General features: G+C 42.4%; 29 protein-coding genes and 2 riboswitches. Of the genes, 24 read left to right on the top strand and 5 right to left on the bottom strand.

Features of this window, described 5'->3' with window-relative positions:
- Window positions 1-7: 7 nt before the first annotated feature.
- Both ATG71_RS18670 and ATG71_RS18665 read left to right on the top strand, forming a co-directional pair.
- Complete coding sequence (locus ATG71_RS18670; protein ID WP_098440956.1) at window positions 8-463, top strand: methylated-DNA--[protein]-cysteine S-methyltransferase; 456 nt, start codon at window positions 8-10, stop codon at window positions 461-463.
- Window positions 464-620: 157 nt separating this feature from the next.
- A complete protein-coding gene (locus ATG71_RS18665) occupies window positions 621-1,214 on the top strand; it encodes a DUF2087 domain-containing protein (protein ID WP_098441899.1) in 594 nt (197 codons plus the stop codon).
- 41 nt (window positions 1,215-1,255) lie between these two features.
- On the opposite strand, the gene mtnA is transcribed toward ATG71_RS18665, so the two are convergent.
- The 3 genes from mtnA to ATG71_RS18650 all read right to left on the bottom strand — a co-directional run bounded on the left by mtnA (window position 1,256) and on the right by ATG71_RS18650 (window position 4,657).
- On the bottom strand, window positions 1,256-2,308 hold the full coding sequence (gene mtnA, locus ATG71_RS18660; protein ID WP_098440955.1) for an S-methyl-5-thioribose-1-phosphate isomerase: 1,053 nt from the start codon (window positions 2,306-2,308) through the stop codon (window positions 1,256-1,258).
- Window positions 2,309-2,323: 15 nt separating this feature from the next.
- The gene (mtnK, locus tag ATG71_RS18655) at window positions 2,324-3,508 is read right to left on the bottom strand and encodes an S-methyl-5-thioribose kinase (protein WP_098440954.1); all 1,185 of its coding nucleotides are present in this window, start codon (window positions 3,506-3,508) and stop codon (window positions 2,324-2,326) included.
- Between the two features lie 118 nt (window positions 3,509-3,626).
- Window positions 3,627-3,782: riboswitch (SAM riboswitch) on the bottom strand.
- A 92-nt stretch (window positions 3,783-3,874) separates the two neighbouring features.
- Window positions 3,875-4,657 (bottom strand): carbon-nitrogen family hydrolase, encoded by a 783-nt coding sequence (locus tag ATG71_RS18650; RefSeq protein WP_098440953.1) that lies wholly within the window; start codon window positions 4,655-4,657, stop codon window positions 3,875-3,877.
- 120 nt (window positions 4,658-4,777) lie between these two features.
- On the opposite strand from ATG71_RS18650, the gene ATG71_RS18645 reads away from it, so the two are divergent.
- The 10 genes from ATG71_RS18645 to ATG71_RS23835 all read left to right on the top strand — a co-directional run bounded on the left by ATG71_RS18645 (window position 4,778) and on the right by ATG71_RS23835 (window position 13,572).
- Window positions 4,778-5,962, top strand: a complete 1,185-nt coding sequence (locus ATG71_RS18645) for a pyridoxal phosphate-dependent aminotransferase (protein ID WP_098440952.1) — start codon at window positions 4,778-4,780, stop codon at window positions 5,960-5,962.
- 48 nt (window positions 5,963-6,010) lie between these two features.
- A riboswitch (SAM riboswitch) is annotated at window positions 6,011-6,113 on the top strand.
- Window positions 6,114-6,219: 106 nt separating this feature from the next.
- Entirely contained in the window at window positions 6,220-7,428 is a 1,209-nt protein-coding gene (locus ATG71_RS18640; RefSeq protein WP_098440951.1) for a 2,3-diketo-5-methylthiopentyl-1-phosphate enolase, read from the top strand.
- On the top strand, window positions 7,428-8,087 hold the full coding sequence (locus tag ATG71_RS18635; protein WP_098440950.1) for a 2-hydroxy-3-keto-5-methylthiopentenyl-1-phosphate phosphatase: 660 nt from the start codon (window positions 7,428-7,430) through the stop codon (window positions 8,085-8,087). Before ATG71_RS18640 ends, ATG71_RS18635 begins: the two co-directional genes overlap by 1 nt.
- Complete coding sequence (locus ATG71_RS18630; protein ID WP_098440949.1) at window positions 8,084-8,731, top strand: methylthioribulose 1-phosphate dehydratase; 648 nt, start codon at window positions 8,084-8,086, stop codon at window positions 8,729-8,731. Before ATG71_RS18635 ends, ATG71_RS18630 begins: the two co-directional genes overlap by 4 nt.
- Window positions 8,728-9,240: a 1,2-dihydroxy-3-keto-5-methylthiopentene dioxygenase gene (locus ATG71_RS18625; RefSeq protein ID WP_098440948.1), complete on the top strand. Its 513-nt coding sequence runs from the start codon at window positions 8,728-8,730 to the stop codon at window positions 9,238-9,240. The genes ATG71_RS18630 and ATG71_RS18625 overlap by 4 nt, the downstream gene beginning before the upstream one ends.
- 204 nt (window positions 9,241-9,444) lie before the next feature.
- Window positions 9,445-9,690 carry an aspartyl-phosphate phosphatase Spo0E family protein gene (locus ATG71_RS18620; RefSeq protein ID WP_098440947.1) on the top strand — a complete coding sequence of 82 codons (246 nt, stop codon included), beginning with the start codon at window positions 9,445-9,447 and terminating at the stop codon, window positions 9,688-9,690.
- A 233-nt stretch (window positions 9,691-9,923) separates the two neighbouring features.
- Window positions 9,924-10,382 (top strand): MarR family winged helix-turn-helix transcriptional regulator, encoded by a 459-nt coding sequence (locus ATG71_RS18615; RefSeq protein ID WP_371928730.1) that lies wholly within the window; start codon window positions 9,924-9,926, stop codon window positions 10,380-10,382.
- A 144-nt stretch (window positions 10,383-10,526) separates the two neighbouring features.
- Complete coding sequence (locus ATG71_RS18610; protein WP_098440945.1) at window positions 10,527-12,221, top strand: M3 family oligoendopeptidase; 1,695 nt, start codon at window positions 10,527-10,529, stop codon at window positions 12,219-12,221.
- 126 nt (window positions 12,222-12,347) lie between these two features.
- Window positions 12,348-13,379, top strand: a complete 1,032-nt coding sequence (locus ATG71_RS18605; RefSeq protein ID WP_098440944.1) for a YkvI family membrane protein — start codon at window positions 12,348-12,350, stop codon at window positions 13,377-13,379.
- Between the two features lie 73 nt (window positions 13,380-13,452).
- A complete protein-coding gene (locus ATG71_RS23835; RefSeq protein WP_219169248.1) occupies window positions 13,453-13,572 on the top strand; it encodes a DUF6254 family protein in 120 nt (39 codons plus the stop codon).
- A 41-nt stretch (window positions 13,573-13,613) separates the two neighbouring features.
- Here ATG71_RS23835 and ATG71_RS18600 read toward each other — a convergent pair whose 3' ends face one another.
- Together ATG71_RS18600 and ATG71_RS18595 are read right to left on the bottom strand one after the other, a co-directional pair.
- On the bottom strand, window positions 13,614-14,996 hold the full coding sequence (locus ATG71_RS18600; RefSeq protein ID WP_098440943.1) for a DUF2254 domain-containing protein: 1,383 nt from the start codon (window positions 14,994-14,996) through the stop codon (window positions 13,614-13,616).
- A 123-nt stretch (window positions 14,997-15,119) separates the two neighbouring features.
- Window positions 15,120-15,299, bottom strand: coding sequence for a YkvS family protein (locus ATG71_RS18595; RefSeq protein ID WP_034756175.1), 180 nt, complete (start codon window positions 15,297-15,299; stop codon window positions 15,120-15,122).
- A 166-nt stretch (window positions 15,300-15,465) separates the two neighbouring features.
- On the opposite strand from ATG71_RS18595, the gene ATG71_RS18590 reads away from it, so the two are divergent.
- From ATG71_RS18590 to ptsP, 12 genes are all read left to right on the top strand, one after another.
- Window positions 15,466-15,660 (top strand): hypothetical protein, encoded by a 195-nt coding sequence (locus tag ATG71_RS18590; protein WP_034756172.1) that lies wholly within the window; start codon window positions 15,466-15,468, stop codon window positions 15,658-15,660.
- A 195-nt stretch (window positions 15,661-15,855) separates the two neighbouring features.
- Window positions 15,856-16,446 (top strand): cell wall hydrolase, encoded by a 591-nt coding sequence (locus ATG71_RS18585; protein ID WP_098440942.1) that lies wholly within the window; start codon window positions 15,856-15,858, stop codon window positions 16,444-16,446.
- A 91-nt stretch (window positions 16,447-16,537) separates the two neighbouring features.
- The gene (locus tag ATG71_RS18580) at window positions 16,538-16,723 is read left to right on the top strand and encodes a Spo0E family sporulation regulatory protein-aspartic acid phosphatase (RefSeq protein ID WP_098440941.1); all 186 of its coding nucleotides are present in this window, start codon (window positions 16,538-16,540) and stop codon (window positions 16,721-16,723) included.
- Between the two features lie 144 nt (window positions 16,724-16,867).
- Window positions 16,868-17,605: an SDR family NAD(P)-dependent oxidoreductase gene (locus tag ATG71_RS18575; RefSeq protein WP_286163062.1), complete on the top strand. Its 738-nt coding sequence runs from the start codon at window positions 16,868-16,870 to the stop codon at window positions 17,603-17,605.
- A 147-nt stretch (window positions 17,606-17,752) separates the two neighbouring features.
- A complete protein-coding gene (locus tag ATG71_RS18570; RefSeq protein ID WP_060670076.1) occupies window positions 17,753-18,691 on the top strand; it encodes an AAA family ATPase in 939 nt (312 codons plus the stop codon).
- Window positions 18,691-19,884: a DUF58 domain-containing protein gene (locus tag ATG71_RS18565; RefSeq protein ID WP_098440939.1), complete on the top strand. Its 1,194-nt coding sequence runs from the start codon at window positions 18,691-18,693 to the stop codon at window positions 19,882-19,884. Before ATG71_RS18570 ends, ATG71_RS18565 begins: the two co-directional genes overlap by 1 nt.
- On the top strand, window positions 19,854-21,107 hold the full coding sequence (locus tag ATG71_RS18560; protein WP_098440938.1) for a hypothetical protein: 1,254 nt from the start codon (window positions 19,854-19,856) through the stop codon (window positions 21,105-21,107). Before ATG71_RS18565 ends, ATG71_RS18560 begins: the two co-directional genes overlap by 31 nt.
- A 99-nt stretch (window positions 21,108-21,206) precedes the next feature.
- Entirely contained in the window at window positions 21,207-21,818 is a 612-nt protein-coding gene (locus tag ATG71_RS18555; protein ID WP_098441898.1) for an ABC transporter ATP-binding protein, read from the top strand.
- Between the two features lie 18 nt (window positions 21,819-21,836).
- Window positions 21,837-22,619 (top strand): ABC transporter permease, encoded by a 783-nt coding sequence (locus tag ATG71_RS18550; protein ID WP_098440937.1) that lies wholly within the window; start codon window positions 21,837-21,839, stop codon window positions 22,617-22,619.
- Between the two features lie 72 nt (window positions 22,620-22,691).
- Window positions 22,692-22,949, top strand: a complete 258-nt coding sequence (locus ATG71_RS18545) for a hypothetical protein (protein ID WP_098440936.1) — start codon at window positions 22,692-22,694, stop codon at window positions 22,947-22,949.
- 316 nt (window positions 22,950-23,265) lie between these two features.
- Window positions 23,266-23,532, top strand: coding sequence for a phosphocarrier protein HPr (locus ATG71_RS18540; protein WP_098440935.1), 267 nt, complete (start codon window positions 23,266-23,268; stop codon window positions 23,530-23,532).
- Complete coding sequence (gene ptsP, locus ATG71_RS18535; protein ID WP_098440934.1) at window positions 23,532-25,253, top strand: phosphoenolpyruvate--protein phosphotransferase; 1,722 nt, start codon at window positions 23,532-23,534, stop codon at window positions 25,251-25,253. The genes ATG71_RS18540 and ptsP overlap by 1 nt, the downstream gene beginning before the upstream one ends.
- Window positions 25,254-25,544 lie beyond the last annotated feature (291 nt).

Below are 25,544 nucleotides of genomic sequence, written 5' to 3'. Positions count from 1 at the left end.
CAGTATTATGACCATTGAAACGATTGTAATCCACAGTCCCATTGGGAATTTGAAGCTTATGGCCGATCCGACTCAATTGCTTTCTGTGCAGTTTGTTGAGGAAGAAGCTTGCATCGAAACGGATCATCCCATTTTGATAAGAGCACAGGAACAGATCCTGGAGTTTTTTAAGGGTGATAGAAGAGCATTTGATCTCCCTTTGAAAATCGAAGGGACCGAGTTTCAAAAGGAAGTATGGAATATCCTCAAGGAAATACCTTATGGCGAAACCTGGTCGTATCAGGATGTAGCACAAGCCATCCAGAGACCGAGAGCGGTCCGGGCTGTGGGGCAGGCGAATAAAGCCAACCGTTTTCCCGTTATCATCCCTTGCCACCGTGTCATTGGGAAAAATAAGACACTCACCGGTTATGCAGGTAAGAAAATAGACAAGAAAGAAACGTTACTTTTATTAGAAAGATAATAGAAACAGGCATTTTCCGTGTGGAGAGTGCCTGTTTTTGGTTTTTGTGAGACGAAATATCATGCGGAGGAAAATTCAGAAAATATCCATTGATAATTTATTCTAACTAGATTATCATCTAATTAGATAGGAGTCTAAATAGGTAGGAGGTGGAATGGTGCAATTAAGTAAACAGATCGCGTTTCATAAATCGATGGGGGATCCGACCCGCATCAAAATCGTTTATTTATTGGCAGAAGAAAGTTTGCACGTAGGGGCCATAGCCGGAAAGCTCGGACTTACTGCGCCCACGATCTCCCATCATTTGACGAAACTGAAAGAGTGCAATCTTGTTTATTCACGGAAAGAGAAAAACACGGTTTACTACTATTTGAATAAAAAAGTATTAAGTCATCACGGGGATGTTCTGCACAGGTTTGCTCAAGAAGAGAAAGGGGACAGGACTATGTCGGAGAAGTTAGTGAAAGAAAAACAGAAAGTGAAGAATAATTTTCTGGAGAAAAATGGACGAATCAAAAATATTCCCGCCCAACAAAAGAAAAAACTATTTATTCTTGAACATCTCGTGGAAGGTCTGAAGGTGGGGGAAAAGTATAAGGAAAGTGAGGTGAATGAGTACATTCTACAATTCCATGAAGATTTCGCCACCTTGAGGAGAGAGTTCATCATCCATCAGTTCATGTATCGGGAAAACGGCATTTATGAGGTGAATCCGAAGGAAATATGGGCATCTACAAAACTATCAGAATAAAAAAGGAAAGAGAAGGATGAATTCCTTCTCTTTCAATATGTTTATGCCAGGTTTATAGTCCGTTGAATGCTTTCTTGAAAACGTGGATACAGCACGCCCTTTTCGGTGATGATGCCGGTGATCAACTCATGGGAAGTCACATCAAAAGCGGGATTATAAACAGGAACGTGTTCGGGTGCGATCATAGAGCCACCCATCGTCGTGATTTCGTCTGGTCCTCTTTCTTCAATCGGGATATCGTCACCGGTTCTCGAGGTGAGATCGAATGTCGAAGAAGGGGCAGCCACGTAGAATGGTATGTTGTAATGATGGCATAGGATTGCAAGCATGGACGTACCGATTTTGTTCGCTGTATCCCCATTCGCAGAAATCCGGTCGGCGCCGACGATCACGGCCTCCACACCCTTCTGCTTTATAGTATGGGCGGCCATGCTGTCTGTAATGAGGGTCACGTCGACTCCTGATTGCTGAAGCTCCCAGGCAGTGAGTCGGGCGCCCTGAAGGACCGGGCGTGTTTCACAGGCGTATACTTGAAATCCTATACCCCTTTCCCTGCCTAAGTGAAAGGGGGCAAGTGCCGTTCCATATTTACTTGTGGCAATGGATCCAGCATTACAGATGGTCATGATCTTCCTCTTGTCATCCAATGCATCCAATGCGTGTTCACCGATCATTCTGCATACTGCCTCATCCTCCGTATGGATCTGGATGGCAGAATGAAGCAGATTGGTCTTGGCTTCATTAACGGATTGTGCATTGGTCAGAACTCGTTCCAACCGATTCAATGCCCAGACCAGATTGACTGCCGTCGGCCTTGAATCAGCCAGGTATTCTTTATCCCTCCTGAATAGGTGATTGAATTCTGTCAGATTGTCTGTTTCATAATGGGAAGCAGCATGTGCCAATCCATAGGCGGCTGTGATCCCGATTGCCGGGGCACCTCTCACTTTGAGAGAGACGATGGCGTCGTAATAGTCTGTAATGTTCGTAAGCGTCAGATATTCCACAGTGTTCGGCAGCTTTTGTTGATTAAGAATCAGTAAATGATCTTCATGCCACTCGATTGAAGTTGGAATGGTCGGTGAATGTGTCATGAGTATCTCCTTTAATTATTCAGAATATGACCGTACTAAAGTCAGAAACTCTTCAATGGAAAGAATGTGTTTCCGATTTACAATCAATTTTTTTCCAAGGTTGATGCAAGACCGCTTGGCCTTTACTCTTTGCTCTTTATCTTCGATGCTCTCGAGGTCATCCACATGTGCAAGACCGATTGTCCTTCTGATGCATTCGCATCCTGCAAAACCGATGCTGTCCTGAAAGCTCTTCTCCAATACATACTCAAGGTATCCATTCACCTTCGTATACGCGTCGCCACTTTCCTTCCAATGCCTGGAGAACGTAGCAGAGAAAACATTCCAAGTATTTTCGATATGGTGCAGGATGGGTTCCTTTTCACCTGGACTCGCGATCACTTGGAAAATAAGGTTTGCAATAAACTGACCGATATCGAAACCGATCGGCCCATAAAAAGCAAATTCAGGGTCAATGACTTTTGTATGTTGGTCATCCACAAAGATACTGCCCGTATGGAGGTCTCCATGGAGCAGGGCTTCCCCTTCTGTCAGGAAACTCTTTTTGAGCTTCGCCACCTCGAGTTTTACAGTAAAATCATCCCATAATTGCTGCACATCCCCTGATAATTCCTCCTCAAACTCATTCGTTTCACTGTTGAAAAAAGGATCCGTGAATACCAGGTCCTCCGTGATTTTGCATAGCTCAGGGTTGGAAAATTCCTTCACATATTCTTTTTTCTTAAATGGATGAAGGGCATAATCAGACGTAAAGTACAGTGTATTTGCAAGAAATGTACCAATGTCGTCTGATAACCGGGGGTACTTATTCCCATTGATCAGGCCTGCACGTGCGATTGTGAGGTTGCTTAAATCCTCCATCACTGTGACGGCAAGGGATGGATCAGAATGATACACTTCCGGTACGAGGTCGCCTACAAATGATCGCTGAAGGTGTAGGGCACTCGCTTCAATTCTTGCCCGTTCGATCGTAAGTGGCCAGCTTTCACCTACAACCTTTGCATAGGGGAGTGCCTGTTTGATGATGATTCCTTTATCTGAATCCCTTTCCACTACATGAAAAACCAGATTAAGGTTCCCATCCCCGATTTCTTCACAAGTTAAAAGTGAACCGTCTTCAAATATTCCTACATTCACGGCCATAGCGATGGCCGACTGTTCCGTCAGTGGTTGATACGTATTGAGCTTAGTGATTGCCATTTTCGTTCCTCCTTTTAGTGCATCCTTATGAAAGAAAGGGTGTTAGGGAGGCTTTTCCGTGGCATGAGAAAAGCCTCTTTCCATGTTCGAAAGAGGCTTGAAGAGTCATCTTCTTCGCCTCTTATCTCCCAGAAAGATGATCTTTCTGTTGGAATTAGCACCGTGCCTTACTGGATTGATCATCCGGCGCATACAGCGCCCCGTTGTACAACGGTATTATGGTCGGTTGCTGGGCTTCATAGGGCCAAATCCCTCAGCCAGCTCTTGATAAGAGTTGCGTGTGCTATTTAATTAAAATTCTGAATGTTCATTTGAATTGAATGGTACCATTGAAGTATTTTCCATGTCAACTGCTTTTTGTATTTTCTAATAAAAGTCCGGTCTCAGATCTTGAAAGATCGGGATTTGTTTCCGGACCCTATCTACTTCCTGTAAATTGATTTCAGCAAAGACCAGCTGTTCACTTTGAGTTCCTTTTGCAAGGATTTCCCCCCATGGGCCGATGATAAGGGATGAGCCGCCAAATTCATTGTCAGGATCACTCCCCACACGGTTACATGCAACCACAAAGCATTGATTTTCAATTGCACGTGCCCTTAAGAGAGTCTGCCAGTGATCTATTCTTGCAGCCGGCCATTCAGCCACCACAAAGACGATCTTCGCTCCCATTAGGACATGTTTCCTGAACCATTCAGGAAACCGGATATCGTAACAAATGAGTCCTGCCATCATAGTATCATCAAGTGAGAACGCCCCGTCTTCCTCTCCAGGGAGTAAATAGTGATGTTCATTCATTAGTTTGAATAAGTGAAGCTTTGAATACCGTTTCACCAACACGCCATTTGCATCCGTCACCAAGAGTGTATTTCTAACCCCGTCTGTTGATTTATTGGCAACAGAGCCACCTATGATGTGAATGGAATATTTTTTTGACAGGGAAGTCAGGAAGGAGGAAGAATCTTCGGCCTCCTCATCTGCGATCTCATCTATCCGTGTCAGATCATAACCTGTCGACCACAGTTCGGGAAGAACGACGGTACCGCATCCCTCTTCCTTTGCTTTTTTGACCCACTGTTCCACTCTCACCTTGTTTTCTTCAGGATTGCCAAACACAATATCCATCTGGGCGAGACCAACCTTTTGAATCATTACCTTCACCTCGTTATGTACTTTTTGTCATTTATTCCTTTACATTCTGTATGTTCCGTTATATCATTTGTGACTAGAATTTGAAAGTAATTAATTTTCAAAAAATAAGTGGGTGAATGGATGAAACACTTTGAAAAAGCAAAACGCTTGGAATCATTACCGGAACAATTTTTCGCTTCCCTGGCAGGTACCGTGAATGCTGTTTTGAACGAGGGGCATGATGTCATTAATTTGGGACAGGGAAATCCGGATCAGCCGACCCCTCCACATATTGTGGAAAAATTAACAGAAGCGGCTCAATCTCCTTCTAATCACAAATATCCTCCATTTCGTGGTTTATCGAGCTTTAAAGAGGCAATCGCAGCTTTCTATTTGCGGGAATACGGTGTGAAGATAGATCCCGAAACCGAAGTAGCGGTTCTCTTTGGAGGAAAAGCAGGATTAGTGGAGATCCCTCAATGTTTATTGAACCCCGGGGATGGAGTATTAGTCCCGGATCCCGGTTATCCGGATTATGTATCGGGGGTCGCATTGGCAGAAGCCAGTATGATTAAGATGCCGTTAAAAGAGGAAAATGGGTTTCTCCCGGACTATCGTGTGCATTCCCGTGAAGAATTGGAAAGGGCGAAATTGATGTTCCTCAATTACCCCAATAATCCAACCGGTGCAACGGCCACAAAATCCTTTTTTGAAGCCACGGTGGAACTTGCGTCAAAGCATGATATTTGTGTAGTGCATGACTTTGCTTATGGTGCGATCGGTTTCGACGGACAGAAGCCTGTGAGTTTTCTTGAAACGGAGGGTGCAAAGGATGTCGGGATTGAGATATATACATTATCGAAGACCTATAATATGGCAGGCTGGAGAGTCGGTTTTGCCGTTGGGAATGAGAGTGTCATTGAAGCGATCAATCTCCTCCAGGATCATCTTTACGTAAGCCTGTTCGGAGCGATCCAAGAAGCAGCTACTACGGCTTTACTGAGTTCCCAGGATTGCGTAACGGAACTGGTTGCCACATATGAAGAACGAAGACAGCTCCTGATCTCGGGTCTACAGGGTATTGGGTGGGATGTAAAAGCCCCACAAGGTTCCTTCTTTGCCTGGCTTAAGGTGCCGGAAGGGTTCACATCTGTTGAGTTCTCAACGTATTTACTTGAAAAAGTCAAAGTGGCCGTTGCTCCTGGTGTAGGCTTTGGTGAATATGGAGAAGGGTATGTACGGGTCGGTCTTTTAACGACAAATGAACGGATAAAAGAGGCGATTTCCCGTATAGAAAGTTTAGAATTATTTCACAAAAAGGATTGACATATGTTGAAATTGGTGCAATAATCCAACTGAATTAATAGAATGAAATTCTTATCAAGAGCAGGCGGAGGGACCAGCCCTATGAAGCCCGGCAACCGACTTATTTAAGCACGGTGCTAATTCTTGCAGCTATACAGCTGACAGATAAGAAGAGTGCCGAATGTAAACCTCTTCTTATCTGGAAGAGGTTTTTTTGTTTGCCTGCATGATGAAATCAAGACGCGAAAAAAGAGCATTTACATAGGGAGGTAATACGAATGAGTGAAGTGATTGCAACATATCAACTAAAGGGTGAGAGTGGTTCCTTCGAGAAAAAGGCAGAAGGGATTGCGTTAGGACTTACGGTCGGGTCATGGACGGAGCTGCCGCTACTGGAGCAGGAACAATTGAGAAAATACAAGGGCAGAGTCGTTTCAGTGGAAGAGAAGGAGGAAGGCTCATGGGGTGAGGTGAAGATTGGGTATCCCAGTCATAATTATTCCAATGATATCCCGGCCATCCTTACAACGGTATTCGGCAAGCTTTCCCTCGATGGAGAAGTGAAATTACTGGATTTGGAGTTCTCAGAAGACTTAAAAAGGTCATTTCCCGGTCCGCGTTTTGGGATAGAGGGCATCAGGGAATTAACAGGGGTTCATGGTCAACCACTGTTAATGAGCATCTTTAAAGGGGTGATCGGCAGGGATCTCACTTTCCTTGAAAATCAGTTAAGAGCTCAGGCCCTCGGCGGAGTCAATGTCGTAAAAGATGATGAAATATTATTTGATAATTCCTTGACTCCATTTTTTGAAAGAGTGAGAACAGGGAAAAAAGTGTTGGACGATGTATTAGAGGAAACCGGTAAGAGAACCTTGTATGCCGTAAATCTGACAGGGAAAACCTCACAGTTAAGAGACAAGGCAAGAAAAGCCAGGGAGCTTGGGGCAGATGCTCTTTTGTTCAATGTATTTTCATACGGTCTCGATGTACTGCAGGAATTGAGAGAGGACCCTGAGATTTCATTGCCGATCATGGCTCATCCTGCCTTTGCCGGGGCTGCTGCAGCATCTCCTGTATATGGGGTGAGCTACTCTTTATGGTTGGGTAAATTATTGCGGATGGCCGGGGCTGACTTTTCACTATTTCCATCTCCGTACGGAAGTGTGGCATTAGAGAAGAGCAACGTTCTATCCATAAGTCATGAATTAACGAAGGATGACGAACATTTGAAGAGAACATTGCCAGTTCCATCAGCAGGCATTCACCCGGCTCTTGTACCCCTATTGGTGAAAGGTTTCGGGACAGATTGTGTCATTAATGCCGGAGGAGGCATTCACGGTCACCCGGATGGTGCAAGTGGGGGAGGAAGGGCATTCCGTCAGGCAATCGATGCTGTTTTAAACGGAACGTCACTCCAGGAAGCAGCCGAAACCCATGAAGAACTGGAGAAAGCCCTGTCCCTATGGGGAGGGGAGGTAAAGGTGTAATGAGTCTTCCAGTAATATTCTGTGACTTCGATGGGACAGTCACAGAGACAGATAATATCATTTCTTTGATGAAAGCCTTTGCCCCACCAGAATGGGAGCCTATAAAAGAGGATATTTTAAACCAGTCGATCTCGATCAAAGAAGGGGTAAGCAAGTTGTTCTCACTCATTCCTTCCTCACAGAAAGACGAGATGATCCAGTATTTGATGAAAACAGCGGTTATACGTGAGGGATTCAAGGAATTCGTGGACTATACAAAAGTCAATGAGATTCCTTTGTATATTGTAAGTGGGGGAATAGACTTCTTTGTTCACCCGTTACTGAAAGAATTTGAGCCTTTTAAGGCTGTATATTGTAACGAAGCAACCTTTAACGCTTCGAACATCACGCTTCATTGGCCATATCCATGTGATGTGCACTGTGAAAACAAAGGATGTGGATGCTGTAAGCCTTCCATTCTGAGGGCTTTATCCTTAGAAGATCATGAGGTGATTGTCATTGGGGACTCTGTTACAGACATCGAGATGGCGAAGCTTGGCGATACAGTACTCGCAAGGGAGTATCTGGCACGTACCTGTGAAGAAAAGGGAATCCCGTATCATCCATTTGAAACATTTTACGATTGCATAAAAGTGATAGATAAAGGAGTGACAATATGAAGTCGTATCAATCCGAATGGGAAGAGCTCGCTGATATCAAAAGAGAATTGGCAGACAGGGACTGGTTTATGGGAACCAGCGGGAACCTGGCCATACGTGTGGGATCAACGCCTGTATCTTTCCTGGTAACGGCAAGCGGAAAGGACAAGCGAAAGCACACAAAAGAGGACTTCCTCCTTGTGAATGAAAAGGGTGATCCCTTGGAGGAAACCCAACTGCGTCCTTCAGCCGAAACCCTTCTCCACAGTCACATATTCAGTGGGAGTTCAGCGGGGTGCAGCTTACATGTCCATACTGTTGCCAACAATGTGATCAGTGAACTGTATGGGGATGAAGGTGTCATCACATTCAGAAACCAGGAACTGATTAAAGCCTGGGACAAATGGGATGAACATGATGCCCTCTCGATACCGATCATCCATAATCATGCGCATATCCCAACTTTAGCGGATTCCTTCCTCCCATTTATTAATGGAGATAAAGGGGCCGTACTCATTCGCAATCATGGAATTACCGTTTGGGGACGTACAGGATTTGAAGCTAAGAAACTATTGGAAGCGTGTGAGTTCCTGTTCCAGTACCACCTTACACTATTATCATTAACAACTACAAAATCCATTTCCAAGGGAGGAGTCAAATTATGACAACGATACACATTCAAGGGAAAAATCAGATCATTGAGCACCAGGAAGAGGTAGTAAATTATTTAAATGAACAAGGGGTTATCTACGAACATTGGAACATGGATAAACTGGACGAATCATTAAGGGACCGATACGCTTTAACTGATGATGATAAAGAGGCCATTCTCTCCACCTTTCAAGAGGAGATAGAAGATATTTCTGCTCGCAGGGGGTATCAGGCAAGGGATGTGATTTCCCTTTCCGAAAGCACACCAAATCTTGAAGAACTATTAAAGAATTTCCAACAGGAGCATCATCATACGGATGATGAGGTACGATTTATAGTAAATGGACATGGTGTTTTCGTCATTCAAGGAAAGGATGGGGATTTCTTTGAGGTACATCTGAATCCGGGTGATTTAATTTCCGTTCCAGAAAACATCCGTCACTATTTCACTTTAAGCGATGATAAGCAAGTGGTCGCCGTCCGCATTTTCGTTACCCAGGAAGGCTGGGTACCAATCTATTAATCTTCCATCGGGATAGACAAAGGGTCGCTTCTTTTGTCTATCCTTTTTTATCACGTTTGGCGAAAAATGTCTAATTCAGCAATAATACTAGTTATTTTGTCTTGTTTTGCGAATCTATTTACTTTTCTGACAATACTTGCGATAATGCTCAAGTAATGATTTTACTTTAAAAAGACTAGAAGCTAAAAAAGGAGTTTAGTAGAAATGGGTCGTTTATTAAAACAGAAGTGGCTATTATTGAAAATCAACCACAAGCGCTCGGAAATGGTATTAATGGGAGTGAATTTAGGTTTATGTGCTGAGGAGACAATCAAATGCAGCCAGCAATTGGATCAGCTGTTGAACGACTATGAAAAGTGCACAAATAATGGTGGATCTCAGCCAGTGCAAGAATCATCAAGCGAATTAGGGCAATACATTAAGAGTTTATTGAAACGCACTGCTTCTTGACCACTCACCAGGAATTTCCTCACCATTCAGACATATGAGAGAAAGACTCTCCGTTAAATTCCACATTCACATCATACGAACAAAACTAATTTGTCGTTATTTCAAAGGTAGAGGACGGTTCGCCAAAAGCGGGCCGTCCTTTGCTTTTTCCTTCTGTTGAAAGACTCTGACAGTTGACAATGACCAGATATATTTGTATAATATTTTGAAACTGAGATATATTCTTTAAAGGAATGAATGCCATGACAGAGAAACAAGATACAAAACAGTCGTTGAAACTTTTCATTGTCCTCTCCAGAGCTTTTAAAGCGTTAAATGAAGAGATAAATAAGAACATTCAAGAAAATGGTTTGAACCCTACAGAATTTGCCGTATTGGAGCTTCTGTATCATAAGGGAGACCAGCCTTTGCAACAAATTGGAGGTAAGATCCTGCTAGCCTCAGGCAGCATCACGTATGTAGTCGATAAGCTTGAAAAAAAGGGATATCTAAAGCGTGTTGCCTGTCCTAAGGATCGTCGGGTGACGTACGCCCAGATTACTGAAAATGGCAGAGGGTTGATCGATGATATTTTCCCGAACCATGAGAACCGGATACACGAATTGATGTCTGCGCTGTCTCCAGACGAAAAAGAAGAAACGATTCAAATGCTGAAAAAGCTTGGACTATCCATCAAAGATCTGTCCTACTAGGCTCTATTAAACTGCCCTGTCTATTAAGACGGGGCTTTTATTTTTTGGGAGATTATAATGAAATTGATATCTACATCAACAGGAGATTCCGTCTATGAAGTCGAATAACTATAATCGGGATGAATTTAAGAGGAGGCACAAAGAATGAAGTTTGAAGAATATACATATGAAAGACCAAATCTGGAAGAGATTAAGCCGGCATTCAAAAAGGTGCTTCAGAAGTTTAAAGCAGCTTCAAATGTTTCGGAACAGGTGGAAGCGATCAAGGAAATCAATGAAATCCGACTTACCATCGACACCATGCAAAATATTTGCTATATCAGGCATTCCATCGATACAAATGATGCCTTTTACAAAGAAGAACAGGAGTACATCGATGATATGATGCCTGAGGTTTCCGGCATGGTAACAGAATATTATCAGGAACTGGTGAATTCCCCATATCGGAAGGAATTGGAAGAAAAGTGGGGAGAGCAGTTGTTTTCTCTGGCAGAGAGTGAAATCAAAACGTTTTCCCCTGAAATTATCACTCTGCTCCAAAAAGAAAATAAGCTGTCTTCCCAGTATACGAAACTGATGGCTTCTGCCAAGATCCCATTTGAAGGAGAAGAGAGAACATTGGCCCAAATGGGTCCCTTTACACAATCCGTAAATCGAGGGACAAGGAAAGAGGCAGCCTTTGCTACCGTTTCTTTCTTTGAAGAAAATCAGGAAGAATTAGATCGTTTATTCGATGAGTTAGTAAAAGTCCGTCATACCATAGCGACGACTTTAGGTTATAAGAACTTTGTTGAGTTAGGGTATTATCGCATGACGAGAACGGATTATACACCTGATATGGTAAAAGCATTCCGTGATCAGGTGAAGGAGCATATCGTCCCTCTTTCCACAGAGCTGAAGGAAAGACAGGGGAAGCGGATTGGAATCGACTCCATGAAGTTTTATGATGAAGGATTTAAATTCACATCCGGCAATGCAGCCCCTAAAGGAGACCCTCAGTGGATCAGTGACAATGGTAAGAAAATGTATGAAGAGTTATCACCTGAGACAAAGGAATTCTTTGATTTCATGATTGAACGCAACCTCATGGATTTAGAGGCGAAGAAGGGGAAAGCTGGAGGAGGATATTGCACTTATATTGCTGGGCATGAAGCGCCATATATCTTCTCGAATTTCAATGGGACGTCTGGCGATATCGATGTATTGACGCATGAAGCTGGCCATGCCTTCCAAGTATATTCAAGCCGTGGATTCGATATCCCGGAATACATTTGGCCAACGTACGAAGCCTGCGAGATCCATTCCATGAGCATGGAATTCTTCACATGGCCATGGATGAACTATTTCTTTAAGGAGGATACGGATAAGTATCAATTCTCTCATTTAAGTGAGGCGCTGCAATTTCTCCCGTATGGTGGAGCGGTCGATGAATTCCAGCATTTTGTGTATGAGAATCCTGAAGCCACACCTGCTGAACGGAACGCAGCATGGAGAAAAATCGAGAAAGAGTATCTGCCGCACAAAGACTACGATGGGGTTTCGTATTTGGAAAATGGCGGGTTCTGGCAGCGTCAGTCCCATATTTACAATTCACCATTCTACTATATTGATTATACTCTGGCTCAAATCTGTGCTTTTCAATTTTGGAAGAAAATGAATGAGGATCGTGAAGGTGCTTGGAGTGACTATGTTGCCCTTTGTAAACTGGGTGGGAGCCGTTCATTCACAGCACTGGTGGAAGCGGCCCATCTAGACTCCCCATTCCAGGAAGGAACGGTCGAAAAAGTAATCGAACCAATCAGGCAATGGTTAAATGGAATCGATGATACAACCCTATAAATGCACCAGGGCAGCCGCATTTAATGCGGTTGCTTTTTTTTCGTTTAATTAAAGAATTATGTTCTTTTGCTTCTGTTTTCCCATGCTTGTACATAAGGTGAAGTAGAAGGTGTCAGAGGTGATGGGATGAAAAGAATGGCTGGGTCGTTTCAGATAGCAGCTGTATATGTAGGAACTGTTATAGGAGCCGGATTTGCCACAGGAAGGGAAATTGTCGAGTTTTTCACCCGATTTGGTTTTGTCGGGTTTATTGCCATATTACTAAGTGGATATTTATTTATTACGATGGGAACCAAGATTATGCTCAAATCCCATGATATTAAAGCGAAGTCATTTGAGGAATTCAATGAATATTTATTTGGTAAATGGTTTGCGAGAATCATGAATATCGTCATGATGATCATGCTGATCGGTGTTTCAGCCGTCATGCTTTCAGGGGCAGGGGCCGTTTTTCAGGAGCAGCTCCTATTATCCAAACAGTTAGGCATTCTGTTGACCATCGTATTGGGTTTTTTCACGATGATGGTAGGGATCAAAGGTTTATTTGCTGTGAATACGTTTGTCGTTCCTCTTATGATTGTATTCAATCTGTTTCTGATGGTGTATTCTGTTCGCCATGCGGATTTTTTGGATGCCTTCCTTATGATCCCTCATGCGGAAGATGGTTGGAAATCGGTGGTGGCCCCATTTTCATATGTAGCCTTCAATCTCGCCATGGCACAGGCTGTTCTTGTTCCAGTTGCAGGAGAAGTGAAAGATCGGGAAATCATTAAATATGGGGGATATCTTGGCGGGTTTTTTCTTACACTCATTTTGATCTCCAGTCATATCACTTTGGTCATGATCCCAAACGTAACCCAGTATCAGATTCCCATGGCCGTTGTGATGAAGTCATTCGTAACAGGCTTCTACTTTATTTATATCCTCATTATTTATGGTGAGATTTTTACTTCCGTCATCGGTGGCGTATTCGGACTCGAAAAACAGCTGGGGAATTATTGGAAAGGCTCATCTATATTGACTTTTACCGGAATCTTTCTGATGATCTATTCTTTGAGCTTTTTTGAGTACAGTGAACTCCTATCTTATCTGTACCCTCTATTTGGGTATATGAGTTTGTTATTCATTATCCTTCTCTGGATGAAGCCGAATAAATAATGTTCAAAAAGAGTAAAAAATGAGTCTGCTGCTCATGTTAATAGAGAGTAAATAATTAAAAGGAGTGGCAAACATGACACAGTCCAAACATGAAAAAGAAAGACAGTGGAATGTAAGAAAAGAGGAGCAGCATCCTCACGGTAAAGTTTCTTCGTTCAAGGAGCTTTCAGAAGGAAAGAAAGAAAAGCAATAAAAGGAAAACGGATGCTAATGGGCATCCGTTTTTTTAGGTTATCATTCTTTATCGTGATGATAAGAGTCATCGGTTTTGTATTGTTCGGGAAAGTATTTGTTTCGCACTTCATCCTTGTCCCAATCTTCTTTCCCACAAGCTGCTGCGAGTTCGTTCAAATGTCTCATGATGTACTGCATATCAAGGTCCTGAAGGCTGTCATAGTCGATGCCTTCAAGTATATAATTCTTGAATGTCCAGACCATTCTCTTTGTTTCACCGCTGTTATTTTCACCAATCATTCTCAGGGAACGCAGAATTTCTGCAATGATGGACACATCCTGCTTACCGTAATGCCTTAATTGATAAAAGCTTTTGTACAAATAATCGACAAAGGTTGGCTGTTCCAGAATGATACGCAGCTGGTTTTCGTCATCTGTCAAATAAGAGCTTGGAAGCTTATGTTTAGCGAGCTTTGACAGGATGATCCCGATTTCTTCAATGCAGTTCTTGGCTGTATTAGGGTCGTTGATGGCCGGAGAAATGGCCCTTAAGGCTATTTCTACAAGCTTCCGGATCCCGAGTTCAATGTCTTCCATTGGCTCTTTATCAGGACCCAATACCAGATAGCCAAGGTAGTCTTCTGCGTCAATGTCTTCATTCGTTGTCCAAATCGTCATCACAGGGGTTCCCTCAAGTAAGTATTCGCCGGGTGTCTTTACCATCCGTACAATACTCTTGTCCTTTTCAGCCTTTTTAATCATCCCTTCAATATCAATCTGTTGCAGATATCCGGATGCTTCACTGAACACATTGGTCGGCTCCGTTTCCTGAAAGAAGGAGTCATTGTAAGTCGATGGTTCCTCTTGGATGGCATTTCTTCTATATAGGTAGCTGTTATCAATTTTTTTATTCGTTTTAATGGTGATGTTATGGATTAAATTACTTACCTTCACCCAATTGGAAACATGATGTACGAAATAAACGAAGACAAATAAACAAATAACGGCCACTACCCCTGCAAAAGCTGAGGAAATATATAATTCCTGCCCTGATTCATCCTGGAGGAGGACCAGCAGGGTTATGCAGTAGACCACACCTGATACAAAGATGGCTAGCACCCGCTGAGTAGGGCGATCATTGATGAAATTCTGTAAAGTCCTTGGTGAATACTGGGATAGAAATGTCGTGAGAACAACCATGATGGTTGAAAAGGTAATGGTCGTCATCGTCATGATGGATGATGCAATCGTACTGATGATGGTCATGGATAAGTTGAAATTAGAGAACAAAACCTTTGGAAATATGGGATAGTTGTGTTGACTTAACCACCAATCGAAATAAAAGGTGACAAGAGAAAGGAGTAAAGAAATAAGCGAAAATAAAAATGGCACAAACCAAAAGCTTTTTTGCGCTTTATTCAATATATGTATATTCAAGTTCATGACAGGGTTCCACCTTACGAGACAGTATGCTATCAGAATAACCTCAAAGCTGCCGCCGTAAACCTTTCTATGTTGGTCCTATATCAAAAAAGGAGGAGGAAGTCCTCCACCTTATAAGTAGTATTATGCCTCTACGATCTTATAATTTTTATGATTCACCACCGTCTTTTCTTCTAATTCAAGTTCTCGGTAATTCTTCATATAAGTTAAGTCGACGATTACTGAATTTTCATTCACTTTCTCAACGATGCCTTTTAATCCTTCTCTAAATTCAATGACATTCCCGATTTCTGCTTTTTTCATCAAAAGCCGCTCCTTTTTGGCAAAATTCTACAAACAATTACTAATATTTTGACGCAAAGTCATGAAAAGGTAAAGAGTTTTCTAAAAATTGCATATAAAATTTATCTCTTGAGCTCAGTAGCCTTTTGAATCTACAATAGAAACAGTGAAGATGGAGGTAGTGGATATGAGTGAAACTGAAATTCTTGAACAGCTGCAATCATTGCGTACAAGAGAAGTAGAGGAAATAATGGTATTGAAGGAAGATTTTCTTGCTTTCCGATCTGTGCTGGTAAAACAGGAAGACTTTAAGCAGTTCCGTGGGATAGCTAAACAAGGCGGGAATATCCTCTTTCAATACCTTGATACACCGAGAAGTTAAACGAAGTGGAGGAGATCATCCTCTGCTTTTTTTTGTTCACAAATGGGCATCGGAGTCTTGTTGTATAAAAACATTATATGAACGGGTTTCTACATTTAGTATAGAGGCATGAACGATTGGTGGTAACCATTACCTGCTGAAATTCTCCCCATTCATTGTTATCTTATGAGGGAACGCTATTTGGGAGGTAGAAATATGATTAAGAAGAGCTTTATCTTAGGAATTGCAGCACTTTCTTTTGTTACTTTCTCTACTCAAACATTCGCTGCAGGGGGAGATCATACTGTAGAAAAGGGTGAGTCCCTTTGGGATATCGGTAAAGAGAAATCTGTATCCGTCATTCAACTAAAGGAAGCAAATAATTTGAAATCCAATGAAATCCAACCGGGTCAAACAATCAAGATCCCTGACAATAATGTCTCAAATGAAGACCGGGAGCTGCTTGCAAAGCTGGTACATGCAGAAGCGAAAGGTGAGCCTTATGCAGGTAAAGTCGCAGTCGCCACCGTCGTATTAAACAGAGTGGATTCTACTGAGTTCCCTGACACTATCAAAAAAGTAATCTATCAGGTTTCAAATGGGCACTATGCTTTTTCACCTGTACAAAATGGACAAATCAACCAGGCGCCTTCACAGGAAGCGAGGGACGCGGTCCAGGAAGCCTTGGCATTCAGAGGTCAAGGGAAGGGCTCACTCTTTTTCTATAATCCCGTGACATCTACAAGTGACTGGATCACAAGCAGGAACACCTTGCTGACGATTGGTAAACACCGTTTCGCAAAGTAAGAATAATCGTGAATAATAATTTAGCGTTCGGATATCTTTTTCTTTCCTCTATGTGGGATTAATAGTAAAATAGAGAAAAGAAAATGAGGTGATGTTGATGAAAGGGACAATTGCTGCTCGAATTGAGTTGGTAAGGTGGAAAATGATAGAGTCAGGTCTTCGTTTAGGGCTCGACAACCCCACTACCATTCAACTGAGTAAAGAGCTGGATGCCTTGATCAATATTCATCAGCGAAATGATACTGAAAAAACAACTCATAATAAAATGATTCAATAATTTAGAAAAGGGTTAACCCTTGGAAATCTCTTATATTTTAAAAGGAGAATTCCAACCGGGTTAACCCTTTTCTATTAAAGGAGATTGTACCTTCAGGGCGAAGGGTATCCTTCTATATATAACATTTGATGGGAGATGAAGAGAATGAAGAGCAAAATTATATGTATCACAGGGGGAGCCAGCGGTATAGGGAAAACCCTGGTTGAAGAGTTTGCCAGAGAGGGCGCCATGGTTGAATTTGTGGATAAGGACGTGGAAAAGGGGAGAGAACATTCCGATAGGCTTAATGCAGAGGGGTATACCACACGATTCCATGAAGCAGATGTGGGTGTCCCCGATGAGGTGAAGGTCGTCTTCAATAAAATAAAAGAAGATCATGAGGTGCTGGACGTTCTGATAAATAATGCAGGTGTCTCCAGATTCATGTCCTTCTGGGAGATGGAACCTGACGACTGGAATGGCATTCTATCATCAAACTTAAGCAGCGTATTTTATTGCAGCCGGGAAGCGGCCACATTAATGAAGAATCAAGGTGGATGCATCATAAATATGGCCTCCACAAGGGCTTCTATGTCTGAACCGGATACTGAAGCCTATTCAGCGACAAAAGGAGGTATTGTGAGCCTCACTCATTCTCTGGCCATTACTTTGAGCGAAGTGGGGATCCGCGTCAATTCTATCAGTCCCGGATGGATTCAAACGGAAGATTATGACACCTTGAGAGACATCGACCACAGTCAGCACCCTTCCGGAAGGGTAGGGAAACCTGGAGATATTGCGAGGGCATGCTTATTCCTTGCCCACCCCGATAATGATTTCATCACAGGTGAAAACATCGTGATAGATGGGGGAATGACTAGGAAGATGATGTATGAACATTAACGGTAAAAAAACGAACCGTTCACCTATCCTGGTGAAGTGGTTCGTTTTTTTTTCGGAAAAGGGATAATTTAACAACAAGTTATGGTAGAATGAAAAAATAATATATTTAGAAAATTTAATCAATACAGTCAATGAGGGGGAAAAAGAATGAATCGATTGGATTCAATCAAGAGAGAGATGAATAAAGTGCTAGTGGGGAAGGACAAAGAAATCGACCTGTTATTAATTGCATTACTTCAAGAAGGACACGTTCTATTGGAAAGTGTCCCGGGTACAGGAAAGACTTTGCTCGCCAAAACATTCAGTCACTGTATCGATGGAGCATTTAAAAGGATCCAATTCACACCGGATGTGTTACCGAGTGATGTGACTGGTATACAGTTTTTCAATCCGAAAACACAGGAATTCGAATTAAGGACAGGACCTGTGGTCACGAATGTCCTTTTGGCAGATGAGATTAACAGGGCCACTCCGAGAACACAGGCGAGTTTACTCGAAGTAATGGAAGAAAAACAAATCACCATAGACGGGGAAACCGTCCCATTAGAGCCACCGTTTATCGTGGTCGCCACTCAGAATCCGATTGAATCCCAGCAGGGAACATTTCCACTGCCTGCAGCACAGCTTGACCGGTTTTTATTGAAGATTCCGTTTACATATCCTGATTTTGAAGAGGAAAGAGGAATATTAAACCGCTTTAAATCAGCCGAACCATTAAATACAGTCAACAAAGTGTTAAGTCTGGATGAGTTACAATCATTGACCCGCCAAGTTAAAGAAGTACATATATCCGAGGATATCGAAACATATATTCTTCAAATTACGAGGGGAACAAGGGAACATGAATGGGTGGAGGTAGGTGCAAGTCCACGAGCGAGCCTCGCACTTCTCAAGGCCTCTCAGGCTCAAGCATTCCTCGAAGGAAGGGATTTTGTGAGACCGCAGGATATTGTAGCCGTTGCCCCATACGTACTGCAACACCGGATCCAATTAACGATAGAGTCTTCCTTGACGAGAACGGCCGAAGAAGTGATCGAGCAAATTGTAGAAATGTCGGTTACTCCTGTAGAAGCGAGGCAAGCTTAGTGAATTGGAAACGTGACATTGTCGAAGATCCCTATATATCCTTGACTCTGGTCCTGCTTGTCATCGTTGGGGCAGCAAGTTTTTATGTGCATTCCTATGTAGGGTTGGGTATTTTTTTGTTGATGATCCTCTATTTCAGGGTCCATCAATGGTATCTAATGAAAATTGGTGAAGGCATCAGCATTGGAAGGACCGCGAAGAGAATTAGGCTGCATTGCGATGAGGAGCAAAAGTGGGAATTTCAACTTCAAAATAAAGGCATGTCCATTTGGGGTGCAACGTTGAAAATCACATTTAAAGATATCGTCATCCCCACTATGCACCCCTACTCGTCAGGGGTGGAGGACAAAATTGAAGTGTCCATCCCCTTCTCCATCCGTAAAAATGAGGAAGGGAGCATCTCCATACCTGTTAAAGGAAAAAGAAGGGGATTATGCAAGATTACCAATATGCAGCTGGAAATCCCCCACTTATTCGGAAGTGGTAAAGTACTTTTGGATTTACTTGATAATGTCCCGTCCACCATTATCGTATTTCCTTCAGATTCTCCAGTGAAAATGGCCGAACAAAAGCTTACATGGAAACAGGGTGACGTCCCCATCCAACATTCATTATTTCATGATGTCTTTCATCAGATAGGGACAAGGGATTACATCCAAGGAGACCGCTTTCAGGATGTTCACTGGAAGGCAACTGCCAGAACCGGCAGTCTTCAAACGAAGATCTATGCACCAGCTACCCAAAAAGAGTGGATGATCGCCATCAATCTATCGGATCGCTATGCCATCACCAACCAGCTCGAAGAAATCATTCAATATGCCTCCTATATGATGAGGCTTGCGGTAGAACAAAATATCACTTTCTCCCTTGTCTTAAACGTGAGGTCCCAGGGCGGGACCCCTTACTATTATCTTCCGCCCGGAATAGGAAGGGTTCACAGGCAGAGAGGGATGGAAATGCTTTCTACTCTATCCACAGATGAGTTTACAATCCCATTCCATATTGTTCTGAAGCATTTATACCTCAGACAATTGGTTCCTTCTGTATTTATTACTGCAGGGGCACTGGGGGCACGTGAAGAAGCTTTATTGACAAAGATTGAGAAACAGAAAATCCAAGTTTACAAGTTGAATTCAGAACAAAAACAAGGAGTCGTCACATTATGGAATCGTTCGCTGAAAGTTCCTTCTTGATCAAACAAAAACAAATGCTCATGGTGAAAATGGGGCTCTATGTCGGAATCGATATTTTATTCGCCCTATTAATGACCACATTCCTTTTTTCCAAAGAAGTACTATTAAGCAGCTACGTACCGGCCCTTTGTATGGTGTTTATCATAGTAATGGCATTTCTCATAGTAAGCACGTTGAAACCTCGGATATTTAAACTATTGTTAGGGGCACTCGCTATTTCTCTTGTATTAAGTATCTACTTCTTTTCTGCTGTATGGTGGGTGATGGTGGCTGTATTGGTTTTTTTACATTGGAAAATCACATCTTATACCAAAAGTATAGATGCATCCATCGAAGTGAGCAGCGGGTCTGTCCTGATCTTTTTATTTATCGCGTCATTTTCATTATTGACAGGCTCCATAAGAGACCTGGGAAACACGAATATCATCTACAGTCTTCTATTTATCTTCCTTTCTATCATCATCACGTTCACGCCGATTCAAAGAATGCTCGGCGATGTGAAAAACGGCCATAAAAAAGTGCTGCTCAAACCAATGGGATTCTGGTTTTTAGTAACATTGGCAGGGGGGCTACTGGCGGTATTCAGCTCTTTGGTTAGTAAAGGGATTTATTGGGTAGCAGAAAAGGGATTTTGGGTATTTTCTTTCTTGGTTGATCCAATTTATCATCAGTTAATAAAATTAAGAGACATGTTCTTGAGTACGAGGGATGCTCAGGAGGGAGAGGGAAGCGAAGTTCAAAAACAGGATTTCGGAGATGCCCAGAATTTTGAACTTAGCCAGGGAATTTCATTTTCCTGGGTGAATGAGGTTCTGCTGGGGTTACTGGTCATAGCAGTCATCATTTATTTAGTGAAGAAACGGAAATCCTCCTTTGGCATGGCAAGGGAGGCAGAAAATTCTCCAACGATGATGACTCAAAAGATCGTAACCCCTGTCGAGGAAGATGAAACGGAACGAATAAAGTATTCAAAAGCAAGGGACGTAATCAGGCTCTCGATGGAGAAGTTCGAGGGGGAAGCTAACAGATGGAGAGAAGGAAGACACCTGAATGAGAACGTTCAATCATGGTTCAACCGAATCGGCCATAGTGAATCTGAACGCTTTTTCTCTCTTTATGAACGGGTCAGATACGGTCAATACGTTCCAAGTCAGCAAGAAGTCGATTACTTCACAAATCAGATTGAACACCATATTGATGAATTGAAAGAACGGGAAGATTAATAGAAGAAGCTAGTGCTTACATGAGTCAGGATTGTAAGCATTAGCTTCTTTAATTTTTGTTCGGTGGGGTATGATAAAGATGAGGAGGAATCGTTTATGTTGTATGAATTAAGAGATGTACATTATAAAGATATTTTACATATTAAGGAGATGAACATTTCCGAGCACCAGACGACCTGCCTTGTAGGGGAAAGTGGTGCAGGGAAATCCACTCTATTGAAATTGTTGAATAAAATGAATATACCAGATAGGGGACATATCCGTTATAAAGGAAATTCCCTGGAAAGTGTGGAGCCTGTGAAGCATAGGAGGGAAGCTGTCATGATTTCTCAAACCCCTCTTCTGTTTGGAGAAACAGTGGAAGAAAACCTTCAGAAAGGGCTTGTCTTTTCAGAAAAGCCCCTGGCAAACCGGGATGAACTTTTGAAGATATTGACCATTGTCAAGCTGGATAAACCATTGGAGACCCCTGCAGAACAGCTGTCTGGCGGCGAGCGCCAGCGATTATCCCTGGGGAGGGTATTAGCCATGCAACCAGATGTTTATTTATTGGATGAACCTACCTCTGCTCTCGACGAAGAAACAGAGATTGAAGTGATGAAAAGTTTTATTACGTGTGCAAATGGGCATGGAGGGACCATCATCATGGTGACCCATTCGACAAATGTGGCCGAAGAATACGGAGACGATATCATTACAATCAGGAATTGACAAAAGGAGGATTAGACATTGGAAAAAGGAATTATCGATATAGAGTTATGGAGATTCATTGCGGCGTATGCCTTTGTCCTTCTCTTGTTATTTATCGTGAAATGGAGGGGGATTTCGAGGGAGAAACAAATCATACTCGCTTCTTTCCGGATGACCATTCAATTGATTATCGCTGGATACATACTAACATATATATTTGATCATCCGAGCCCATGGCTGACCTTGAGTATCATAGTCGTAATGGAAGTATTTGCGATCAGGAATATATTCAAGCAGGTTAAATATGAAATGGATCGAAAGCTGAAAGGCATCGCAGCCATCTCATTATGCGCAGGAACACTGATCAGCTTGTTTTACTTCAATATGGTCGTCATCCATTTCTCCCCATGGTATGAACCAAGATATTTCATTCCAATTGCAGGGATGATTGTCGGGAACGCGATGACGGGCATAACGCTTGGAATCAATACCCTCCTGGGGGGATTGATAGAGCAGAGAGAAAAAGTAGAAGGAGCTTTGATGCTGGGGGCAACCCCTAAAGCAGCTTCCAAGACTTATTTGGATAATGCATTTGATTCTGCCATCCTCCCCACTCTGAATAATATGCTTGGGATGGGAATCATTTTTCTTCCTGGGATGATGACTGGGCAAATTCTTTCAGGAGTCAGCCCCCTGGTGGCCATTGAATATCAGATTGCCATTCTATTAGGCATTGTCGGAAGTGTTGCATTGACGGTCGTCCTGTTTATTTTATTGGCCTATAAGCGACTATTTACAAAGGATGCCCAGTTAAACATTTGAAAGCTTCCCCGTTCTAATCTAGTTTCCACGGCATATGCTAGAGAAAGAATGATAGGAAGGGGAGGGTTCCATATGAAATATGAAATAGAGCAGGCACTGAGGGTGAAAAGCCTTGCCATCGATGTGATGGAAGAACTGATGAAAGAAGACAGGAAGTATGATGTTCAAGAATTAAAGCAGCTGTCAGAGTTATTCTCCCGATGTATTTGTGACTTGGTCAATGTATACTCAAATACTTCAGAAGATCATGAAATGATTTTGAAAGGAACGGTCATAAAAGCAAAGATCGGCTATAACCTCATGAAGGCAGAAGCAGTAAAAAAAGAATAGTATGACAACCGGAAGAATGACTCATACTAAAGACTCCATATCAGACGGGTATGGGGTCTTTACTACGTTTTTCCCTTTGGGGTTTACAATAAATCATCAATTTTTACATAATTAGGTTCATAACAGTGGCAAATTTATGAAATACTAAAAAAATCAAGCTTTACAATTGTGTATATGCTCATTGCATGCTATTCTTTTTTATTGAACAGCTTTATAGGAATATTGGATTAATCACTAGAAATAGTTGACGTTTTCTTTATAATCCATTACTTTTATGAAGCAACTAAAAACAAGATAATTGAAGGAGTCGATTCACATGGCACAAAAAACATTTACAGTTACAGCTGAAACAGGAATTCATGCTCGTCCGGCAACTCTACTGGTTCAAACGGCAAGCAAATTCGACAGCGATGTACATCTAGAATACAAAGAAAAGAAAGTAAACTTAAAATCAATCATGGGTGTTATGTCTTTAGGTGTTGGTAAAGGTGCAGAAATTACAATCATTACTGAAGGTAGTGACGAAGATGAAGCGTTAAACAGCTTACAGGAAACATTGAACAAAGAAGGTTTAGCTGAGTAATGTCCAGTCTCTTAAAAGGAATTGCGGCATCAAATGGTATTGCCATAGCGAAAGCGTATCGCCTGGTCGAACCTGACCTGAGCTTTGAGAAGAAAAGCGTAGACAATGCTGAACAGGAAGTTTCACGCTTCCAGGATGCCATTGCCACATCTAAATCAGAGCTTGAAGCGATCCGTGATAAAGCGAGAGTTGATTTAGGGGAAGACAAAGCTCAAATCTTTGAAGCGCATCTTCTTGTTTTAAGCGATCCAGAACTACTGACACCTATCGAAGACAAAGTAAAATCAGAAAATGTAAACGCTGAATCCGCCCTTAAAGAAACAGCGGATATGTTCGTATCCATGTTTGAATCCATGGATAACGAGTATATGAAGGAACGTGCGGCGGATATCCGTGACGTGACGAAACGTGTCCTTTCACACCTATTGGGCGTGCAGATTGCAAACCCAAGCATGGTAACAGAAGAAGTGATTGTGATTGCAGAGGATTTAACTCCTTCTGATACGGCACAATTAAACCGTGAATTCGTTAAAGGGTTCACAACGGACATCGGTGGAAGAACATCACATTCGGCCATTATGGCCCGTTCAATGGAGATCCCGGCTGTAGTGGGGACGAAATCCATTACTTCCTCTGTTGAAAATGGTGATATGATCATCGTTGACGGATTAAATGGAGAAGTACATATTAATCCGACTCCGGAAGTCATCGAAGAGTACAAGAAAGAATATGCCCGTTATGAAGAACAAAAGGCAGAATGGGCGAAACTCGTGAACGAACCGACGGTATCCAAAGATGGGGAGCATGTTGAACTTGCTGCCAATATCGGGACACCTAAGGATCTTGAAGGGGTGAAGAATCACGGTGGAGAAGGTGTAGGACTGTATCGTACAGAATTCCTATACATGGGTCGTGACGAATTACCATCCGAAGATGAGCAATACGAAGCATATAAGGCTGTTTTAGAAGGAATGGAAGGGAAACCTGTTGTGGTCCGTACCCTTGACATCGGTGGGGATAAAGAGCTTCCTTACTTAAATCTGCCGAAAGAAATGAACCCTTTCCTTGGGTATCGTGCGATCCGTCTTTGTTTAGACGAACAGGATATCTTCCGTACACAGCTTAGAGCGTTATTGAAGGCAAGTCCATCTGGAAACTTGAAAATCATGTTCCCGATGATTTCGAATCTTCAAGAGTTCAGAGAAGCGAAAGCGATCCTGGAAGAAGAGAAAAAAGCCCTTCTTGAAAATGGGACAACGGTAGCTGATCACATTGAAGTGGGAATCATGGTTGAAATTCCTTCAACTGCTGTCATGGCGGATGTATTTGCGAAGGAAGTTGATTTCTTTTCGATCGGGACAAACGACCTGATTCAGTACACAATGGCTGCCGACCGCATGAACGAGCGCGTTTCCTACTTGTATCAACCGTATAACCCTGCCATTTTACGTCTTGTGAAAATGGTCATCGATGCGGCTCATAAGGAAGGAAAATGGGCAGGTATGTGTGGAGAAATGGCTGGAGATGAGATTGCCGTACCGATCTTACTTGGATTAGGTTTGGATGAGTTCTCAATGAGTGCAACATCCATTTTAAAGGCGCGTTCTCAAATCCGTCAGTTGAACCGTGCTGAAATGAAAGAACTGGCTGAACGGGCATTACAATTAGACACCAATGATGCGGTCATTTCTGCAGTGAAAAAAGCGACATCAATGGAATAAATATAGGTTTATATGGTGGAAATGAGGGTAATATATCTATGAAGAATAAGGCACACACCCTTTGGGCCTTTTTATTCTCATTTCCCCCTTTCTTGTGGATTGAAGGAGCGCTTGGTTCTTTCAATCCCTTTTTCTTTTATTTAAGGGGGATTATACAATAGTCATGTTCAACCTACATTACCCGAATTCACTTGTTTATTATACTGTATGAAAGCGCTTTTTTAAAGTGTTTTACTAAAATAACTTTTTTCGATGGCTGGGGTGCTTGTACGGCCATAAAGGGGCGAGTTT

Source organism: Bacillus sp. es.034 (genome assembly GCF_002563655.1).
In the GTDB taxonomy this organism is placed as follows: domain Bacteria; phylum Bacillota; class Bacilli; order Bacillales; family Bacillaceae_B; genus Rossellomorea.
The sequence above is the reverse complement of the archived record's forward strand: the minus strand, read 5'-3'. Positions and strand labels throughout refer to the sequence as shown.

Bases quoted from the DNA above. Each gene is read 5' to 3' on its own strand.
- ATG71_RS18645 (WP_098440952.1), top strand. From the start codon at position 4,778: ATGAAACACTTTGAAAAAGCAAAACGCTTGGAATCATTACCGGAACAA.
- ATG71_RS18580 (WP_098440941.1), top strand. From the start codon at position 16,538: ATGTTGATGAAAGGGACAATTGCTGCTCGAATTGAGTTGGTAAGGTGG.
- ATG71_RS18625 (WP_098440948.1), top strand. From the start codon at position 8,728: ATGACAACGATACACATTCAAGGGAAAAATCAGATCATTGAGCACCAG.
- ATG71_RS18575 (WP_286163062.1), top strand. From the start codon at position 16,868: ATGAAGAGCAAAATTATATGTATCACAGGGGGAGCCAGCGGTATAGGG.
- ATG71_RS18630 (WP_098440949.1), top strand. From the start codon at position 8,084: ATGAAGTCGTATCAATCCGAATGGGAAGAGCTCGCTGATATCAAAAGA.
- ATG71_RS18605 (WP_098440944.1), top strand. From the start codon at position 12,348: ATGAAAAGAATGGCTGGGTCGTTTCAGATAGCAGCTGTATATGTAGGA.
- ATG71_RS18570 (WP_060670076.1), top strand. From the start codon at position 17,753: ATGAATCGATTGGATTCAATCAAGAGAGAGATGAATAAAGTGCTAGTG.
- ATG71_RS18600 (WP_098440943.1), bottom strand. From the start codon at position 14,996: ATGAACTTGAATATACATATATTGAATAAAGCGCAAAAAAGCTTTTGG.
- ATG71_RS18615 (WP_371928730.1), top strand. From the start codon at position 9,924: ATGAATGCCATGACAGAGAAACAAGATACAAAACAGTCGTTGAAACTT.
- ATG71_RS18635 (WP_098440950.1), top strand. From the start codon at position 7,428: ATGAGTCTTCCAGTAATATTCTGTGACTTCGATGGGACAGTCACAGAG.
- ATG71_RS18545 (WP_098440936.1), top strand. From the start codon at position 22,692: ATGAAATATGAAATAGAGCAGGCACTGAGGGTGAAAAGCCTTGCCATC.
- ATG71_RS18585 (WP_098440942.1), top strand. From the start codon at position 15,856: ATGATTAAGAAGAGCTTTATCTTAGGAATTGCAGCACTTTCTTTTGTT.
- ATG71_RS18595 (WP_034756175.1), bottom strand. From the start codon at position 15,299: ATGAAAAAAGCAGAAATCGGGAATGTCATTGAATTTAGAGAAGGATTA.
- mtnK (WP_098440954.1), bottom strand. From the start codon at position 3,508: ATGGCAATCACTAAGCTCAATACGTATCAACCACTGACGGAACAGTCG.
- ptsP (WP_098440934.1), top strand. From the start codon at position 23,532: ATGTCCAGTCTCTTAAAAGGAATTGCGGCATCAAATGGTATTGCCATA.
- ATG71_RS18640 (WP_098440951.1), top strand. From the start codon at position 6,220: ATGAGTGAAGTGATTGCAACATATCAACTAAAGGGTGAGAGTGGTTCC.
- ATG71_RS18540 (WP_098440935.1), top strand. From the start codon at position 23,266: ATGGCACAAAAAACATTTACAGTTACAGCTGAAACAGGAATTCATGCT.
- mtnA (WP_098440955.1), bottom strand. From the start codon at position 2,308: ATGACACATTCACCGACCATTCCAACTTCAATCGAGTGGCATGAAGAT.
- ATG71_RS18620 (WP_098440947.1), top strand. From the start codon at position 9,445: ATGGGTCGTTTATTAAAACAGAAGTGGCTATTATTGAAAATCAACCAC.
- ATG71_RS18560 (WP_098440938.1), top strand. From the start codon at position 19,854: ATGGAATCGTTCGCTGAAAGTTCCTTCTTGATCAAACAAAAACAAATG.
- ATG71_RS23835 (WP_219169248.1), top strand. From the start codon at position 13,453: ATGACACAGTCCAAACATGAAAAAGAAAGACAGTGGAATGTAAGAAAA.
- ATG71_RS18590 (WP_034756172.1), top strand. From the start codon at position 15,466: ATGAGTGAAACTGAAATTCTTGAACAGCTGCAATCATTGCGTACAAGA.
- ATG71_RS18670 (WP_098440956.1), top strand. From the start codon at position 8: ATGACCATTGAAACGATTGTAATCCACAGTCCCATTGGGAATTTGAAG.
- ATG71_RS18610 (WP_098440945.1), top strand. From the start codon at position 10,527: ATGAAGTTTGAAGAATATACATATGAAAGACCAAATCTGGAAGAGATT.
- ATG71_RS18650 (WP_098440953.1), bottom strand. From the start codon at position 4,657: ATGATTCAAAAGGTTGGTCTCGCCCAGATGGATATTGTGTTTGGCAAT.